Source organism: Pseudomonas sp. E1BtOHC1, from assembly GCF_058744285.1.
On the sequence record NZ_CP196023.1, the window covers coordinates 1284781 to 1299852 of the forward strand.

General features: G+C 62.1%; 12 protein-coding genes. 3 read left to right on the plus strand and 9 right to left on the minus strand.

Annotation, left to right across the window (positions count from 1 at the left end; genetic code table 11):
- Positions 1-39: 39 nt before the first annotated feature.
- From phaC (ACSSVC_RS05960) to ACSSVC_RS06000, 9 genes are all read right to left on the minus strand, one after another.
- Positions 40-1722 carry a class II poly(R)-hydroxyalkanoic acid synthase gene (gene phaC / locus ACSSVC_RS05960; protein WP_492612073.1) on the minus strand — a complete coding sequence of 561 codons (1683 nt, stop codon included), beginning with the start codon at positions 1720-1722 and terminating at the stop codon, positions 40-42.
- A 108-nt stretch (positions 1723-1830) separates the two neighbouring features.
- On the minus strand, positions 1831-2691 hold the full coding sequence (gene phaZ, locus ACSSVC_RS05965; RefSeq protein ID WP_346634458.1) for a poly(3-hydroxyalkanoate) depolymerase: 861 nt from the start codon (positions 2689-2691) through the stop codon (positions 1831-1833).
- 130 nt (positions 2692-2821) lie between these two features.
- Complete coding sequence (phaC, locus tag ACSSVC_RS05970) at positions 2822-4501, minus strand: class II poly(R)-hydroxyalkanoic acid synthase (RefSeq protein WP_346634459.1); 1680 nt, start codon at positions 4499-4501, stop codon at positions 2822-2824.
- 258 nt (positions 4502-4759) lie between these two features.
- Positions 4760-5137, minus strand: a complete 378-nt coding sequence (locus tag ACSSVC_RS05975; RefSeq protein ID WP_404938093.1) for a gamma-butyrobetaine hydroxylase family protein — start codon at positions 5135-5137, stop codon at positions 4760-4762.
- Between the two features lie 94 nt (positions 5138-5231).
- Positions 5232-6569 carry an ATP-dependent protease ATPase subunit HslU gene (hslU, locus tag ACSSVC_RS05980; RefSeq protein WP_404938094.1) on the minus strand — a complete coding sequence of 446 codons (1338 nt, stop codon included), beginning with the start codon at positions 6567-6569 and terminating at the stop codon, positions 5232-5234.
- A gap of 57 nt (positions 6570-6626) precedes the next feature.
- On the minus strand, positions 6627-7157 hold the full coding sequence (gene hslV / locus ACSSVC_RS05985; RefSeq protein ID WP_003186641.1) for an ATP-dependent protease subunit HslV: 531 nt from the start codon (positions 7155-7157) through the stop codon (positions 6627-6629).
- 198 nt (positions 7158-7355) lie between these two features.
- Positions 7356-8063, minus strand: coding sequence for an SPOR domain-containing protein (locus ACSSVC_RS05990; RefSeq protein WP_123725060.1), 708 nt, complete (start codon positions 8061-8063; stop codon positions 7356-7358).
- A gap of 1 nt (position 8064) precedes the next feature.
- Complete coding sequence (argS, locus tag ACSSVC_RS05995; protein ID WP_346634462.1) at positions 8065-9801, minus strand: arginine--tRNA ligase; 1737 nt, start codon at positions 9799-9801, stop codon at positions 8065-8067.
- A gap of 211 nt (positions 9802-10012) precedes the next feature.
- On the minus strand, positions 10013-12232 hold the full coding sequence (locus ACSSVC_RS06000; protein ID WP_346634463.1) for a primosomal protein N': 2220 nt from the start codon (positions 12230-12232) through the stop codon (positions 10013-10015).
- Positions 12233-12531: 299 nt separating this feature from the next.
- On the opposite strand from ACSSVC_RS06000, the gene rpmE reads away from it, so the two are divergent.
- The 3 genes from rpmE to ACSSVC_RS06015 all read left to right on the plus strand — a co-directional run bounded on the left by rpmE (position 12532) and on the right by ACSSVC_RS06015 (position 15030).
- The gene (rpmE, locus tag ACSSVC_RS06005) at positions 12532-12753 is read left to right on the plus strand and encodes a 50S ribosomal protein L31 (protein ID WP_011058815.1); all 222 of its coding nucleotides are present in this window, start codon (positions 12532-12534) and stop codon (positions 12751-12753) included.
- 41 nt (positions 12754-12794) lie between these two features.
- Positions 12795-13574: a thermonuclease family protein gene (locus tag ACSSVC_RS06010; RefSeq protein ID WP_346634464.1), complete on the plus strand. Its 780-nt coding sequence runs from the start codon at positions 12795-12797 to the stop codon at positions 13572-13574.
- A 187-nt stretch (positions 13575-13761) separates the two neighbouring features.
- Positions 13762-15030: a malic enzyme-like NAD(P)-binding protein gene (locus tag ACSSVC_RS06015; protein WP_346634465.1), complete on the plus strand. Its 1269-nt coding sequence runs from the start codon at positions 13762-13764 to the stop codon at positions 15028-15030.
- Positions 15031-15072 lie beyond the last annotated feature (42 nt).

The window sequence follows — 15072 nt, forward strand, 5'->3', positions numbered from 1 at the left end:
GGGTACGACTCCAGCGCGGAGTCGGGCTGCAAAGTGTCTTTAGCGCACGCGCACGTAAGTGCCTGGAGCGGCCTCCATCGGTGGGTAATTCTGGTTGCCCAGGGTGGCCAGGGTTTCGCGCTGCGCTCCGGAGTGTTCCTGAACCCAGGCCAGCCATTGGCTCCACCAACTGCCGTCGACATGTTTGGCGTCGTAGTACCAGGCTCGAGGGTCGCTGCTGAGCTTGTGGTTCTCCACGTAGTTGGCCTTGGGGTTGCTCGGTGGGTTGAGGATGCTCTGCACATGCCCGCTGTTGGACAGTACAAAGCGTTTATCGCCTCCCAGCAGCAGGGTCGAGCGGTACACCGCGTCCCAGGGCGTGATGTGGTCGTTGATCCCGGCCACGCTGAAGCTGTCCACCGTGACCTTCTGCAAATCGATCGGTGTGCCGCAGACTTCCAGTCCACCCTCGTGGCTCAGCGGGTTGTGCTTGAAGAAGTCCAGCAGGTCGCCGTGCAAGGCGGCGGGCAAGCGGGTGCTGTCGTTGTTCCAGTACAGGATGTCGAAGACCGGCGGCTCCTTGCCCAGCAGGTAGTTGTTGACCCAGTAGTTCCAGATCAGGTCGTTGGGGCGCATCCAGGCAAACACCTTGGCCATGTCGCGGCCGTTCAGCACCCCTTGCTGGTAGGAGCGACGCTTGGCCGCCTCCAGGGTTTTCTCATCGGCGAACAAGGTGGCCGGGCTATCCAGCTGGCTGTCCAGCAGGCTCACCAGATAGGTGGCGCTGGCGACCCGACGCAGTTGCCGCTTGGCCTGCAGGTGGCCTTGCAGGGCGGCAATGGTCAGGCCGCCAGCACAGGCACCCACCAGGTTGACTTCCCGACTGCCGGTAATGGCACGGGCGACATTCAGTGCCTCTTCGGCCGCTTCCACATAGCTCGACAGGCCCCACTCGCGATGGCGCACGTCCGGGTTGCGCCAACTGACCATGAACACCTGCAGGCCGTTCTTCAGCGCGTACTGGACGAAGCTGTTGCCCGGGCTGAGGTCGAAAATGTAGTACTTGTTGATCTGTGGCGGCACGATCAGCACGGGCTTGGCGTACTGCTTTTCGCTCATGGGACTGTACTGGATCAATTCCAGCAGTTCATTGCGAAACACCACCGAGCCTGGGGTCACGGCCAGGTTGCGGCCGATTTCGAAGGCGTGCTTGGTCACCTGACTGGGCAGCCCGTTGTTGTGCAGCAGGTCATCCACCAGGTTGCTGATGCCGCGCACCACGCTGTTGCCACCGGTGTTGAAAATCTCCTTGAGGGCCAGGGGGTTGAGCAAGGTGTTGGAAGGCGCCACGGCGTCATTGAGCAGGGAAAAGGCAAAGTGCGCCCGGGCCCGGTCGTCCTCGCTCATTCCGCTGTCGTCGATCCAGCTCCGGACCTGCTTTTGCCAGCTCAGGTAAGCCTGCAGACCCCGTTTGTAAAAAGGGTTGAGGGTCCAGGCCGGGTCGGCGAAACGGTTGTCCTTGGGGTTGGGTTTGTGCAGGGTTTCCCCCAGCAACACGCGTCCTAGCTGGCCGCCCAGGGCTAAAGTATGACGGGCGCTTTGCAACGGGTTACGGAGACTGTGGACCGCGAGGCTGCGCAACGTGGAGAGCAGATCCCGACCGCGCAGACCGGTGATCGCACTCTGTGCGTTGATATAGGCTGCGGGGGAGGGCAGCGAGCCCTGCGCAGGTTTGTCTTGCATGAGTCAACACTCCTTCGTCAAACCACTAACAAGCAGACCAATCCAAGACAGACAACATAGTCGGTCCTGGCCCTTCTTGCGCGCGACGATCCTGTCGACAGGTATCTTTTACTTCATGGGACGCAAAGGTTCGGGATGGGGGTGCATCACGGCCCTTTGTCGCTCCTCCTGGAGGAACTTCATGATAATGGGGGCGACGGCCTCGGCCCGGGTGATCAGGAACAGGTGGCCGTCATCGATGATATGCAGCTGGGCGTTGGGAATTCGCCAGGCCAGCATGCGCATGTTGATCAAGGGGATCAGCGGGTCGTCATCACCGGCCAGCACCAGGGTCGGCTGGTGGATCTTGTGCAGCCAGTGAATGCTGGTCCAGCCCAGGCCGGCGAACAGCTGCCAGTAGTAGCCCAGTTTGCCGGCCGAGCGCACCTTGGCCGCGTGTTCGGCGGCCAGGTTCGGGTCGCGGCGGAAGGAGCCACCGTAGATCAGCGGGGCGATGCGCATTACGTGGGAGGGCTGCACGTAGCGCCGTGGGCTGGCCATCATCCACAGCACTTTGGGTTTGCCGGGGACCATGAAAGCGCCGGCCGCGGTGGCTGCCAGCACCAGCTTCTTGCAGCGCTCCGGGTAGTCGTAGGCGAATTGCTGGGCCAGGGCGCCGCCCCATGACACGCCCACCGCGTTGACCTGGCCATAGTCCAGGTAATCGAGCATGCGTGCAGTCAGCTTGGCCAGGCCCGGGAACCGATAAGGCCGGCTCGGGGTCGAGGAGCCGCCAACCCCCGGGACGTCGAAGGCAATGACCTCCAGGTCCGGGTCCAGGGCCTGGACGAAGGGGAACACCAGCTCCAGGTTGGCGCCGATACCGTTGAAGATCAGCAGTGGCGTCAAGTGAGGCTTGCCGGGGCGTACCGCAGTGCGGATGGTCTGGCCGTCCAGATCAACGGTGCGGAAGATGAAAGAGTGTGGCATGCCGTAGCCCTGTGAAGTGAACCATTGGAGGCGCCTTCCCGGGCGTCCTCCGGATTTCCTGAGGCCAGGCCTCGTACCAAGAATAGGGCTTGGCGGCACCTCCTGGCGCCGCGTCGTTTAATGCCTGGGCTCAACGCTCGTGGACGTAGGTCCCCGGCGCGGCTTCGGCGGCTGCGTATTTCTTGTTGCCCAGAACGCTGGGTGCTGGTTTCAGCTCGCCCGAGCGCTCCGCTTGCCAGGCTTGCCAGTGCAGCCACCAGGAGTCGGTGTGCTTGACCGAGTTTTCCTGCCACTGATCGGGACAGGCAGGGATATCGCTGCTGGTCATGTAGCGCGCTTTCGGGTTGCCTGGCGGATTGAGGATGCTCTGGATATGACCGCTGCTGGACAGCACGAACTCCACATTGCCACCGAACAATTGTGCCGACTTGTAGCAGGACTTCCACGGGGTAATGTGATCGTTGGTCCCGGCCAGTGAGAAAATATCGGCCGTGACCTGCTTCAGGTCGATCGGCGTCCCGCACACTTCCAGTGCATTGGGGCGGATCAGCGGATTGTTCTTGAACATCTCGATCAGATCGCCGTGGAACGCGGCAGGCAGGCGCGTGGTGTCGTTGTTCCAGAACAGGATGTCGAACACCGGCGGCTCATTGCCCAGCAGGTAGTTGTTGACCCAGTAGTTCCAGATCAGATCGTTGGGGCGCATCCAGGCGAACACTTTGGCCATGTCCCGGCCTTCTAGGACACCGGCCTGATAGGAGTGGCGCTTGGCCGCCTCCAGGGTCTGCTCGTCGACGAACAGGGCTACCTGGGTATCCAGGGTGGTATCGAGCACGCTGACCAACAGGGTCAGGGCATTGACCTTCTTCTCCCCCAGCGCTGCATAGTGGCCCAGCAAGGCAGTGCAGGTGATGCCCCCGGAGCAGGCACCGAGCATGTTCACGTCCTTGCTACCGGTGATCGCGGTCACCACGTCGACGGCTTCTTTCAGGGCCTCGATATAGGTGGACAGGCCCCATTCCCGTTGTGCCTTGGTGGGGTTGCGCCAGCTGACGATGAAGGTTTGCACATTGTTGCGCAGGCAGAACCGCGCCAGGCTCTTGTCCGGGCTGAGGTCGAAGACATAGAACTTGTTGATCTGTGGCGGTACCACCAGCAGCGGTCGCTCGTGAACCTGCTCGGTGATCGGCCGGTACTGGATCAGTTCCAGTACATCGTTGCGAAACACCACAGCCCCTTCGCTGGTGCCGAGGTTCTTGCCGACTTCGAAGGCGTCCATGTTCACCTGGCTGGGCATGCCGCCGTTGTGCACCAGGTCCTTGGCCAGGTGTGACAGGCCGTCCAGGAGGCTCTTGCCGCCGGTTTCGAAGAAGCGCTTGACTGCAGCAGGGTTGGCCGCGCTGTTGGTCGGGGCCATGGCCTCGGTCATCAGGTTGATCACGAAGTGGCCCCGGCTGATGTCCTGTTCCGACAGGCTACTGTCGCCGATCCAGTCGTGGAGTTCCTTGCGCCACGCCAGATAGGTTTGCAGGTAACGTTTGTACAGCGGGTTCTGGCTCCAGGCCGGATCGTTGAAACGACGGTCGTCGCTCTCCGGTTGCAGCGTCGACTTGCCGAACATCACGTTCTTCAGTTCGAGGCCGAAATGAGCAACGTGCTTGACGCTGTGGATGGGTTGTTTGATGGCCTGGGCAAGCACCATTCGAGCAGAGGTAAGCAGATCCTTTCTACGCAAGCCGATGACCGGATTGAGCCCCAGGGTGTTTTCCGAGGCTTGGCGTTTCAGGTCATCGTTATTCTTGTTACTCATCTACGACGCTCCATTGTCCTGAGACGAGTACCGGACCTGCTGTGCAGTCACACAGCACGATGCCAGGTACTACTGCTCGGGTGACCGTTAATTGCGCACCGCTGCCTTACAGGCTCGCAAAACTCTGCAGGGAACTTGCCAGCTCCATTGGTTACCCGAGTTTAATTTTTTTCGCAAGCAGGCCATTCATTGGCCATACAGCGCAGCATTCAAACAGATGGAATTAGAAAATGCCCTCTAAACAGCCGGAGGCTTGAGCTAGAGCATCAGCTTGATGACGGACTCATTCGGGTCGCGGGACTTTCCGGCAGCTTTGAGTTCCGCCAGATAATCGCTCCACAGATCTTCCTGGCGCAGCGCCAACTGATACAGGTAGTCCCAGGTGAACAATCCGCTGTCATGGCCGTCATCGAAGGTCAATTTCAGTGCGTACTGGCCAGCCGGTTCAACCTTGCTCAGGCCAACGCCAAGCTTGCCGAACTGAAGGATGGGTTTGCCGTGGCCCTGGACCTCGGCAGAGGGGGAGTGCACCCGCAGGAATTCCGCGGGCAGTTGATAGACCTCGTCTGGCCCATAGGTCAGGGTCAGGGTTTTCGAGGCTTTATGCAGGTTGATGCCGGTGGGGAGTTTGCTCATGACCTGTAGTCCTTCCGGTAGGAGCCGGCTTGCCGGCGATCGGGGCGGGTGGCCCTGTCGCTGGCAAGCCGGCTCCTACGTGGGTAGTGAAGGCTTACAGGATATAACGGGACAGGTCTTCGTTCTGTGCCAATTCGCCCAGGTGGCTGTTGACGTAGGCGGCATCGATGCGGATCGGCTCTTCGCTGTGAGCGCTGGCCAGATCACCGGCGCTGAACGACACCTCTTCCAGCAGGCGCTCCAGCAGGGTGTGCAGGCGACGAGCACCGATGTTCTCGGTCTTCTCGTTGACCTGCCAGGCAATCTCCGCCAGGCGCTTGATGCCGTCGGGCAGGAACTCGATATTCAGGCCTTCGGTCTTCAGCAGCTCACGGTACTGCTCGGTCAGCGAAGCATGGGGCTCGCTGAGGATGCGCTCGAAGTCTTCCGGCGACAGTGCCTTGAGCTCCACACGGATCGGCAGGCGGCCTTGCAGCTCGGGCACCAGATCGCTTGGCTTGCTCAGGTGGAAGGCACCGGAGGCAATGAACAGGATGTGGTCGGTCTTGACCATACCCAGCTTGGTGTTGACGGTGCAGCCTTCGATTAGTGGCAGCAGGTCGCGCTGTACGCCTTCGCGGGACACGTCGACGCCGCCGGAGTTGCCACGCTTGGCCACCTTGTCGATCTCGTCGATGAACACGATGCCATGCTGCTCGACGGCCTCCAGGGCCTTGGCTTTGAGTTCCTCATCGTTGACCAGGCGGCTGGCTTCTTCGTCGCGCACCAGTTTCAGCGCTTCCTTGACCTTGAGCTTGCGGCTCTTGCGCTTGCCCTTGCCCATGTTGGCGAACAGGCTCTGCAGCTGGTTGGTCATTTCTTCCATGCCCGGTGGCGCAGAAATGTCGACACCGCTGACTTCCGCCACTTCGATCTCGATTTCCTTGTCGTCCAGCTGGCCCTCGCGCAGGCGCTTGCGGAACAGCTGGCGGGTGTTGGAGTCCTGGGCCGGAGCCTCATCGCCGCTGAAGCCCGTGCGTGCCGGTGGCAGCAGGGCATCGAGGATGCGTTCTTCGGCGGCGTCCTCGGCGCGGTGGCGAACCCGGACCATTTCCTGTTCGCGGAACATCTTGATTGCCGCATCGGCCAGGTCACGAATGATCGATTCAACGTCGCGGCCGACATAGCCGACCTCGGTGAATTTGGTGGCTTCGACCTTGATAAAGGGGGCATTGGCCAGCTTGGCCAGGCGCCGGGCGATTTCGGTCTTGCCGACACCGGTCGGGCCGATCATCAGGATGTTCTTGGGGGTCACTTCAACGCGCAGCTCGGCCGGCAGTTGCATCCGGCGCCAGCGGTTACGCAGAGCGATAGCGACGGCGCGCTTGGCATCGTCCTGGCCGATGATATGGCGGTTGAGTTCGTGGACGATTTCGCGGGGTGTCATGGACATAGTAATTGGCGGTCCTCAAGCAAGAATGAATGCCGTGGCGCGAACGCCGCAACAGGCTTATTCCGCGAGATCCTGCTCCTCGATGGTTTGAGTGTGGTTGGTGAATACACAGATGTCGCCGGCGATACCCAGGGCGGTCTCGACGATTTCACGGGCAGACAGGTCGGTCTTCTTCAGCAAGGCGCTGGCAGCGGCCTGGGCGTAGGCGCCACCGGAACCCATGGCGATCAGGCCGTCTTCGGGCTCAACCACGTCGCCGTTGCCGGTGATGATCAAGGAAGCGTCCTTGTTAGCGACGGCCAGCATGGCTTCCAGGCGGCTGAGGGAGCGGTCGGTACGCCATTCTTTGGCCAGTTCGACAGCGGCTCGCACCAAGTGACCCTGATGTTTCTCCAGCTGGCCTTCGAAGCGTTCGAACAGGGTGAAGGCGTCAGCGGTGGCCCCGGCAAAACCGGCGATCACCTGGCCGTGGTACAGGCGACGGACTTTTTTCGCGTTGCCTTTCATCACGGTGTTGCCGAGAGAAACCTGGCCGTCGCCGCCCATGACGACTTTGCCGTGGCGGCGGACTGAAACGATGGTGGTCAAGGGGAAGTCTCCACACAGCGGGGCGAAAGTGCCCTGATGGAAACTCATATGGGGGTGGCTGAGCGTTTTTCAACTGGAGGCTGTAGCGCAGGACCGGCGGTCATTGTTGCAAGCTGCAAGCGCTTCGCGGTCAAGCCCGCTCCTACGGGGCGTTGTGTAGGAGTGGGCTGAGCCGCGATCGATCGCGCAGCGGTCGGCTTAGCGGCTCTGGCGCTGTTGTAACAGCAGGTTGCTGAAACCGGCGCCGGCCAGTTGTTTCTGGGCCACGGTGAGCTGTTCCCGATTGCTGAAAGGCCCTACCAATACCCGGTACCAGGTTTCGTCCTTCACCGTGCCGGACTCAACCGAAACCGACTGGCCCAGCAGAATGATCTGCGCGCGCACCTTGTCGGCGTCGGCTTCCTTGCGGAACGAACCGGCCTGGAGGAAGAACTTGGTCACCGGTGCTGCCTTGGCCACAGGTGGAGCCGGTGGCGGAGTGATCCCGGCCAGGGCCGCCTGGGCCCGAGCCGTGTCGATCTTCGCCGCTTCCGCCGGGGTGACCGGGGTGGTCGGCACTGGCGGCACCTGCGGCGTCGGCAGGGTTTTCTCCGGCACCGCTTCGGGCGGCACTATGACTTCCGATTCCGGCAGCAGGGTGTAGAAGTCGTACTTCGGCTTCACCGGTTGCTGCGGGCTCGGCGGGGTCTTGTTGGCCTCGGCGATCTTGCTGGCTTTCTGCTGTTCGATCTTTTCGCGCTTGACGCTGTCGCCACCCTTGCCCGGTTCGAGCTTCATCAGGAACACGATGAAGGCGCCGATGGTCAGGCCGATGGCCAGCCACAACCAGCCCGGGATCGGCTTCTTTGCCGGAGCCTGGTAACGGCTGGCGCCACGCTTGGGTGCAGGTTTTTTCTTGGCAGCCAACTTACATTTGCTCCAGGACTTTGAGGCCCAGCAGTTCCAGACCTTGCTTGAGGGTGCGACGGGTCAGCTCGGTGAGGCGCAGACGGCTGTGCATCTGCGTCGGTGTCTCGGCCGCCAGGATTGGACAGTTCTCATAGAAGCTGGAAAACAGCCCGGCCACGTCGTACAGGTAGGTGCAGAGGATGTGCGGGGTGCCCTTGTCGGCGACGTTGTTGAGGATCTCGCCGAACTGCGCCAGCTTGGCCGCCAGCTCCAGTTCCTGAGCTGCGTGCAGTTCGATCTGGCCGCCCACTTCGCTGAAGTCCTTGCCCAGCTTGCGGAATACGCCGGCGGCGCGGGTGTAGGCATACAGCAGGTAGGGGGCGGTGTTGCCTTCGAAGTTGAGCATCAGGTCGAAGTTGAAGCTGTAGTCGCTGGTGCGGTGCTTGGACAGATCGGCGTATTTCACCGAGTCGATGCCCACCACCTTGGCGATGCTGCGCAGGTCGGCTTCCGGCAGTTGCGGGTTCTTCTCTTTCACCAGGACGTAGGCGCGTTCTTCGGCTTCGGTCAGCAGGTCGATGAGTTTTACGGTGCCGCCGTCGCGGGTCTTGAACGGACGGCCGTCGGCGCCGTTCATGGTGCCGAAGCCCATGTGCTCCATCTCCATCGGATGGGTCACGAAACCGGCTTTGTGCGCCACGGCGAACACCTGCTGGAAGTGCAGGGCCTGGCGCTGGTCGACGAAGTACAGGGCACGATCGGCCTTGAGCTTGCCACTGCGGTAGCGCACGGCGGCCAAGTCGGTGGTGGCGTAGAGGTAACCGCCATCGGCCTTGACGATGATCACCGGCAGCGGCTCGCCTTCGGCGTTCTTGAACTCGTCGAGGAACACGCACTGGGCGCCGTTGCTCTCCACCAGCATGCCCTTGGCCTTGAGGTCGTTGACCACATTGATCAGGTCGTCGTTATAGGCGCTCTCGCCCATGACGTCGGCCATGGTCAGCTTGACGTTCAGCAGCTCGTAAATTTTCTGGCAGTGGGACAGGGAGATGTCCTTGAACTTGGTCCACAGCTCCAGGCAGTCCGGATCGCCGGCCTGCAGCTTGACCACCAGGCTGCGGGCACGATCGGCAAAGGCTTCGGATTCGTCGAAACGCTGCTTGGCGGCGCGGTAGAAGTTCTCCAGGTCCGACAGTTCGTCGCTGGTGATCGGGTTTTCTTCCAGGTACGCCATCAGCATGCCGAACTGGGTGCCCCAGTCACCGACGTGGTTCTGGCGGATCACGGTGTCGCCGAGGAACTCCAGGACCCGTGCCACGCCGTCGCCGATGATGGTGGAGCGCAGATGGCCGACGTGCATCTCTTTGGCCAGGTTGGGCGCCGACATGTCGACCACGGTGCGTTGTGCCGGGCCGGCCTTGCGCACGCCCAGGTGCTCGTCGCCAAGGGCGGCGTCCAGGCGCGCAGCCAGGGCCTGGGTGTTCTGGAAGAAGTTGATGAAGCCCGGGCCGGCGATTTCCGCCTTGCTCAGGTCTTCATGGGCCGGCAATGCGGCGATGATCTTTTCCGCCAGGTCGCGCGGCTTCATGCCGGCGGGCTTGGCCAGCATCATGGCGATATTGCTGGCGAAGTCGCCGTGGGTCTTGTCGCGAGTGTTTTCGACCTGGATCGCCGGCGACAGGCCTTCTGGCAACACACCTTCGGTGACGAGTTGGGTGATGGCTTGCTGGATGAGCTGGCGAATGGTGTCTTTCATGGTCTTCTCTTTCGACCGCTGGCGCGGCGGCGCTTCGGTGCGCAGGTGGAAAAACTGGGCATTATCCGTTGCTGAAGCGGGCTTGCCAACTATAGAGGGCTGCTGGGGGATCGGTGGTGGCTATTCGGTGCTGTTCGCGGGCAAGCCTGTTCCTACGGGTTTGATGCTGCCCATTGTCGGAGCGGGCTTGCCCGCGAAAACACTGTATCGATCAATACAGATCCACTGGGTCCACATCCAGCGACCAGCGCACCTGGCGCCCGCTGGGCATTTGCTCCAGCACCAGCAGCCAACTGCTAAGCAGCCGGTGCAGCGGTGCCCGGGCGTTGGCCTGCAGCAGCAATTGCGCACGGTAGCGTCCGGCGCGCCGTTCCATCGGAGCTGGCACCGGGCCCAATAGTTCGATGCCTCCCAGGTGCTGTTCCGCCAGCAAGCGCTCCGCCTCGCTGCAGGCTTCGTCCAGAAAGCCTTCGGCCTGGCCCGGCTTATGGGCTTCGGCCCGCAGCAGCGCCAGGTGGGCAAAGGGCGGCAGGCCGGCGGCGCGGCGCTCGCTCAGGGCTTGCTCGGCGAAGGCGAAGTAGCCCTGCTCGGTCAATTGCACCAGCAGTGGGTGGTCGGCCAGGTGCGTCTGAATGATCACCTTGCCCGGTTCTTCGGCTCGTCCCGCGCGCCCGGCCACCTGGACGATCAGTTGCGCCATGCGCTCGCTGGCGCGGAAGTCGCCGGAAAACAGGCCGCCGTCGGCATCGAGGATCGATACCAGGGTGACCCGGGGGAAGTGGTGGCCCTTGGCGAGCATCTGGGTGCCCACCAGGATGCACGGATGACCTTTCTGGATGGTGGCGAACAGTTGGTTCATCGCATCCTTGCGTGAGGTGCTGTCGCGATCCACCCGTAACACCGGGTAGTCGGGGAAGAGTATTCCCAGGCGTTCCTCCGCGCGCTCGGTGCCGGCGCCCACGGGGCGCAGGTCGACCTTGCCGCATTGCGGGCAATGGCGCGGTACGCGCTCGACGTGGCCACAATGATGGCAGCGCAACTCGCCGGAGCGCTGGTGCACGGTCATCCGGGCATCGCAGCGCTGACATTCGGACATCCAGCCGCAGTCGTGGCAGAGCAGGGTCGGGGCGAAGCCCCGGCGGTTGAGAAACACCAGCACTTGCTGCCCGGCGGCCAGGGTCTGGCCGATGGCTTGTTGCATGGGGCCAGAAATACCGCTGTCCAGGGGGCGACTCTTCACATCCAGGCGCAGGAAGCGTGGTTGTTTGGCGCCACCGGCCCGCTCGTTCAGGCGCAACAGTCCATAGCGGCCGGTGTAGGCGTTGTGCAGGCTTTCCAGGGATGGCGTCGCCGAGCCCAGGACAATCGGGATGTTTTCCTGGCGTGCCCGCACCAGCGCCAGGTCCCGGGCGTGGTAGCGCAGGCCTTCCTGCTGTTTATAGGAGCCATCGTGCTCCTCGTCGATGATGATCAGCCCGGGGTTCTTCATCGGGGTGAACAGGGCCGAGCGGGTGCCGATGATGATGTCGGCCTCGCCATCCCGGGCCGCGAGCCAGGCGTCCAGGCGTTCCCGATCATTGACCGCCGAGTGCAGCAGGGCGATGCGTGCGTTGAAGCGCTGCTCGAAGCGCGCCAGGGTTTGCGGCCCCAGGTTGATTTCCGGGATCAGCACCAGCGCCTGCTTGCCGGCCTCCAGGGTCTCGCGGATCAGTTGCAGGTAGACCTCGGTCTTGCCGCTGCCGGTGACGCCGGCCAGGAGAAAGGCGTGGTAGCTGTCGAACCCGGCGCGGATGGCTTCATAGGCGGCACGCTGTTCGCTGTTGAGCGGCAGCTCCGGCTGGGCCAGCCAGTGTTCATGGCGCACGCCCGCTGCGTGCTTGCGTACTTCCACCTGCACCAGATCCTTGGCCAGAAGCAGATCCAGGCTGTCCTTGCTCAGCATCAGCTTGCTCAGCAATGCATGGGGCACGCCATGGGGATGCTGGGCCAGGGTTGCCAGGGCTTCACGCTGGCGCGGGGCACGGGCGATGCGTGGGTCATCAAGGCGAGCGCCAGGGGCAATCGACCAGAAACGCTCCTGGCGGGCCTCGGCCAGCTCTCCCTGGCGCAGCAGCACCGGAAGCGCCCAGCTCAGGGTGTCGCCGAGGCTGTGCTGATAATACTGGGCGGTCCACAGGCACAGCTTGAACAGGGCGGGTGGCAGAGGCGGGGTGGGGTCCAGCAAGGCCAGCGCCGGTTTGAGTTTCTCGGCTGGGACTTCGCTGTGATCCGCCACTTCCACCAGAATGCCGATCATCTCCCGGCGGCCGAAGGGCACCCGCAGGCGCATGCCCGGATGCAACTGGGCGCGCAGCACACCGGCTGGTGCACGGTAGTCGAACAAGCGGCGCAGGGGCGAAGGCAGGGCGAGGCGCAGGATGGCGTCGGGCACGCGGGAAAATCTCGTTGAGCGGACAGTAAATAAGCCCCGGAGCCTAACAGAGGCGCTACGGAGTGTCCTGCACAAGCGTGTGCGGCTCCGGTCGCTGCGACCTTTGAGCCATGTCGGAATGGCCGTCGTCGTTCACGGAACGGCAATCCGGGGGCTGTCAAGGTTGTATGGGGTTTTTCTGATGGAGTGCAGTCAGGATCTCTTGCGCGATTGACGGGGTCTGGTAGAATTCGCGCCCTAATTCGTGCGGTATTCAACAATAGTGTTGGGTGGCGGCACGCTAGCCTGAGGAATACACCATGAAAGCCGATATCCATCCAGTATACGAAGCCATTACCGCTACTTGCAGCTGCGGTAACGTCATCGAAACTCGCTCCACCCTGGCCAAGCCTCTGAGCCTGGACGTGTGCAACGAGTGCCACCCGTTCTACACCGGTAAGCAAAAGACTCTGGACGTTGGCGGTCGTGTCGACAAGTTCAAGTCGCGCTTCGGTGCTTTCGGCGCAACGAAAAAGGCCTGAGGCTGATCGTTCTGGAAAGCCGTTATCGACTTTCCTCGCTGATGAAAAAGGCGTCCCTAGTGGGCGCCTTTTTTGTGTCCGCGATTTGGCTGACCGCCGTCCAGGCGTTTTGCCCGGCGCCGAAGGGGCTGATTCCTGCAGCAGTGCAGCGGGTGGTGGATGGCGACACGCTGCGCCTCAAGGATGGCCGCAGCGTGCGCATGATCGGCCTCAATGCGCCGGAGCTGGCTGGCAAGGGGCGGTCCGCGGAGCCTTTCGCGGTGGCGGCGCGGCAACGCTTGCAGCAATTGGTGGCGCAGAGTGGTGGCCGGGTCGGTTTGTTGCTCGGGCGTGAACGGCGTGATCGTTATGGCCGGACCCTGGCTCATGTCTATGGCGCCAGTGGCATCAACTTTGAGGCGCGCTTGATCGCTGAAGGGCTGGCCTACCAGATTGCACTGGCGCCGAACGTCGCCCTGGTGGCTTGTCAGCAGGCCGCTGAAAAACATGCGCGCCGAGCCGGGCTGGGGCTCTGGCGGCGTTCACCTGTACTGAAAGCGGAGCAGATCCGCCATTCAGGTTTTGCCGTGCTCAAGGGGCGTGTGAGCAAGGTGCAGCGCAATCGCGGGGGCGTTTGGATCACATTGCGGGGCGCAGTTGTATTGCGTATTGCACCCAATGTCCTGGAGCGCTTTGATCGTCGCTGGCTCAAGGGGCTTTCGGGGCAGCGAATCGAGGCTCGCGGCTGGGTGGTGGATCGCTCGCGTCGAGACCAGTCCACATCGGGCGGGGCGCGCTGGATGTTGTCAGTGACCGACGCTTCCATGGTCAGACTTCTCTGATAAAGAAAAATTGTAGACATTTTTTAACTGAATTGTGAACAGTTGAAAGCCTTGTGCACCGTGGCTCTTGGCCCAAAGTCGTACGCTACAGGCCTTGACAGGGGTGACTGGGCAGTCTTGTAGGGACTATGCGACACGCGTATCCTCGGCGGTCCGTCTGTCCAACAGTAAAAAGCGGAATGCCCACATGTCTGATTTGAAAACTGCCGCTCTCGAATATCATGCCAATCCTCGTCCAGGAAAGCTGAGTGTCGAGCTCACCAAGGCCACTGCTACCGCTCGTGATCTGGCGCTGGCCTACAGCCCCGGCGTAGCCGAACCGGTACGCGAAATCGCTCGCGATCCGGAACTGGCCTACAAGTACACCGGCAAAGGCAACCTGGTTGCCGTCATTTCCGATGGCACCGCGATTCTCGGCCTGGGTAACCTCGGCCCACTGGCGTCCAAGCCGGTGATGGAAGGCAAGGGCGTACTGTTCAAGCGTTTCGCTGGCATCGATGTATTCGACATCGAAGTCGACTCCGAAAGCCCGCAAGCCTTCATCGACACCGTCAAGCGCATCTCCATCACCTTCGGTGGCATCAACCTGGAAGACATCAAGGCCCCTGAGTGCTTTGAGATCGAACGTGCTCTGATCGAGCAGTGCGACATTCCGGTCTTCCACGATGACCAGCACGGCACCGCGATCGTTACCGCAGCCGGCATGATCAACGCCCTGGAAATTGCTGGCAAAACCCTGTCCGACGCCAAGATCGTCTGCCTGGGTGCCGGTGCTGCCGCTATCTCCTGCATGAAACTGCTGGTGAGCATGGGCGCGCAGATCGAGAACATCTTCATGGTTGACCGTACCGGTGTGATCCACTCCGGCCGTGACGACCTGAACCAGTACAAGGCGGTGTTCGCCCACACCACCGACAAGCGCACCCTGGCCGACGCCCTGCAAGGCGCCGACGTGTTCGTCGGTCTGTCCGGTCCGAACCTGCTGAGCGCTGAGGGCCTGAAGTCCATGGCGCCGAACCCGATCGTGTTCGCCTGCTCGAACCCTGATCCGGAAATCGCTCCAGAGCTGGCTCACGCCACCCGTGACGACGTGATCATGGCCACTGGCCGTTCGGACTACCCGAACCAGGTGAACAACGTTCTGGGCTTCCCGTTCATCTTCCGTGGTGCCCTGGACGTTCGCGCCAAGCGCATCAACGAAGAAATGAAGATCGCTGCGGCCAACGCCCTGCGTGAACTGGCCAAGCTGCCGGTGCCTCAGGAAGTGTGCGACGCCTACGGCGGCATCAAGCTGGAGTTCGGTCGTGAGTACATCATTCCGAAGCCAATGGATGCCCGCCTGATCACCGTGATCTCCGATGCCGTGGCCAAGGCTGCCATTGAGACCGGCGTGGCGACCCTGCCGTATCCGAAGAACTATCCGCTCAAAAGCGTGAATGATGTGTTCAACGGCTAAGCTGTTGTAGCGTCATGCAAAAAGCCCCGGCTCGCGAGAGCC

Bases quoted from the DNA above. Each gene is read 5' to 3' on its own strand.
- phaC (WP_492612073.1), bottom strand. From the start codon at position 1,722: ATGCAAGACAAACCTGCGCAGGGCTCGCTGCCCTCCCCCGCAGCCTAT.
- phaZ (WP_346634458.1), bottom strand. From the start codon at position 2,691: ATGCCACACTCTTTCATCTTCCGCACCGTTGATCTGGACGGCCAGACC.
- phaC (WP_346634459.1), bottom strand. From the start codon at position 4,501: ATGAGTAACAAGAATAACGATGACCTGAAACGCCAAGCCTCGGAAAAC.
- ACSSVC_RS05975 (WP_404938093.1), bottom strand. From the start codon at position 5,137: ATGAGCAAACTCCCCACCGGCATCAACCTGCATAAAGCCTCGAAAACC.
- hslU (WP_404938094.1), bottom strand. From the start codon at position 6,569: ATGTCCATGACACCCCGCGAAATCGTCCACGAACTCAACCGCCATATC.
- argS (WP_346634462.1), bottom strand. From the start codon at position 9,801: ATGAAAGACACCATTCGCCAGCTCATCCAGCAAGCCATCACCCAACTC.
- rpmE (WP_011058815.1), top strand. From the start codon at position 12,532: ATGAAAGCCGATATCCATCCAGTATACGAAGCCATTACCGCTACTTGC.
- ACSSVC_RS06010 (WP_346634464.1), top strand. From the start codon at position 12,795: ATGAAAAAGGCGTCCCTAGTGGGCGCCTTTTTTGTGTCCGCGATTTGG.
- ACSSVC_RS06015 (WP_346634465.1), top strand. From the start codon at position 13,762: ATGTCTGATTTGAAAACTGCCGCTCTCGAATATCATGCCAATCCTCGT.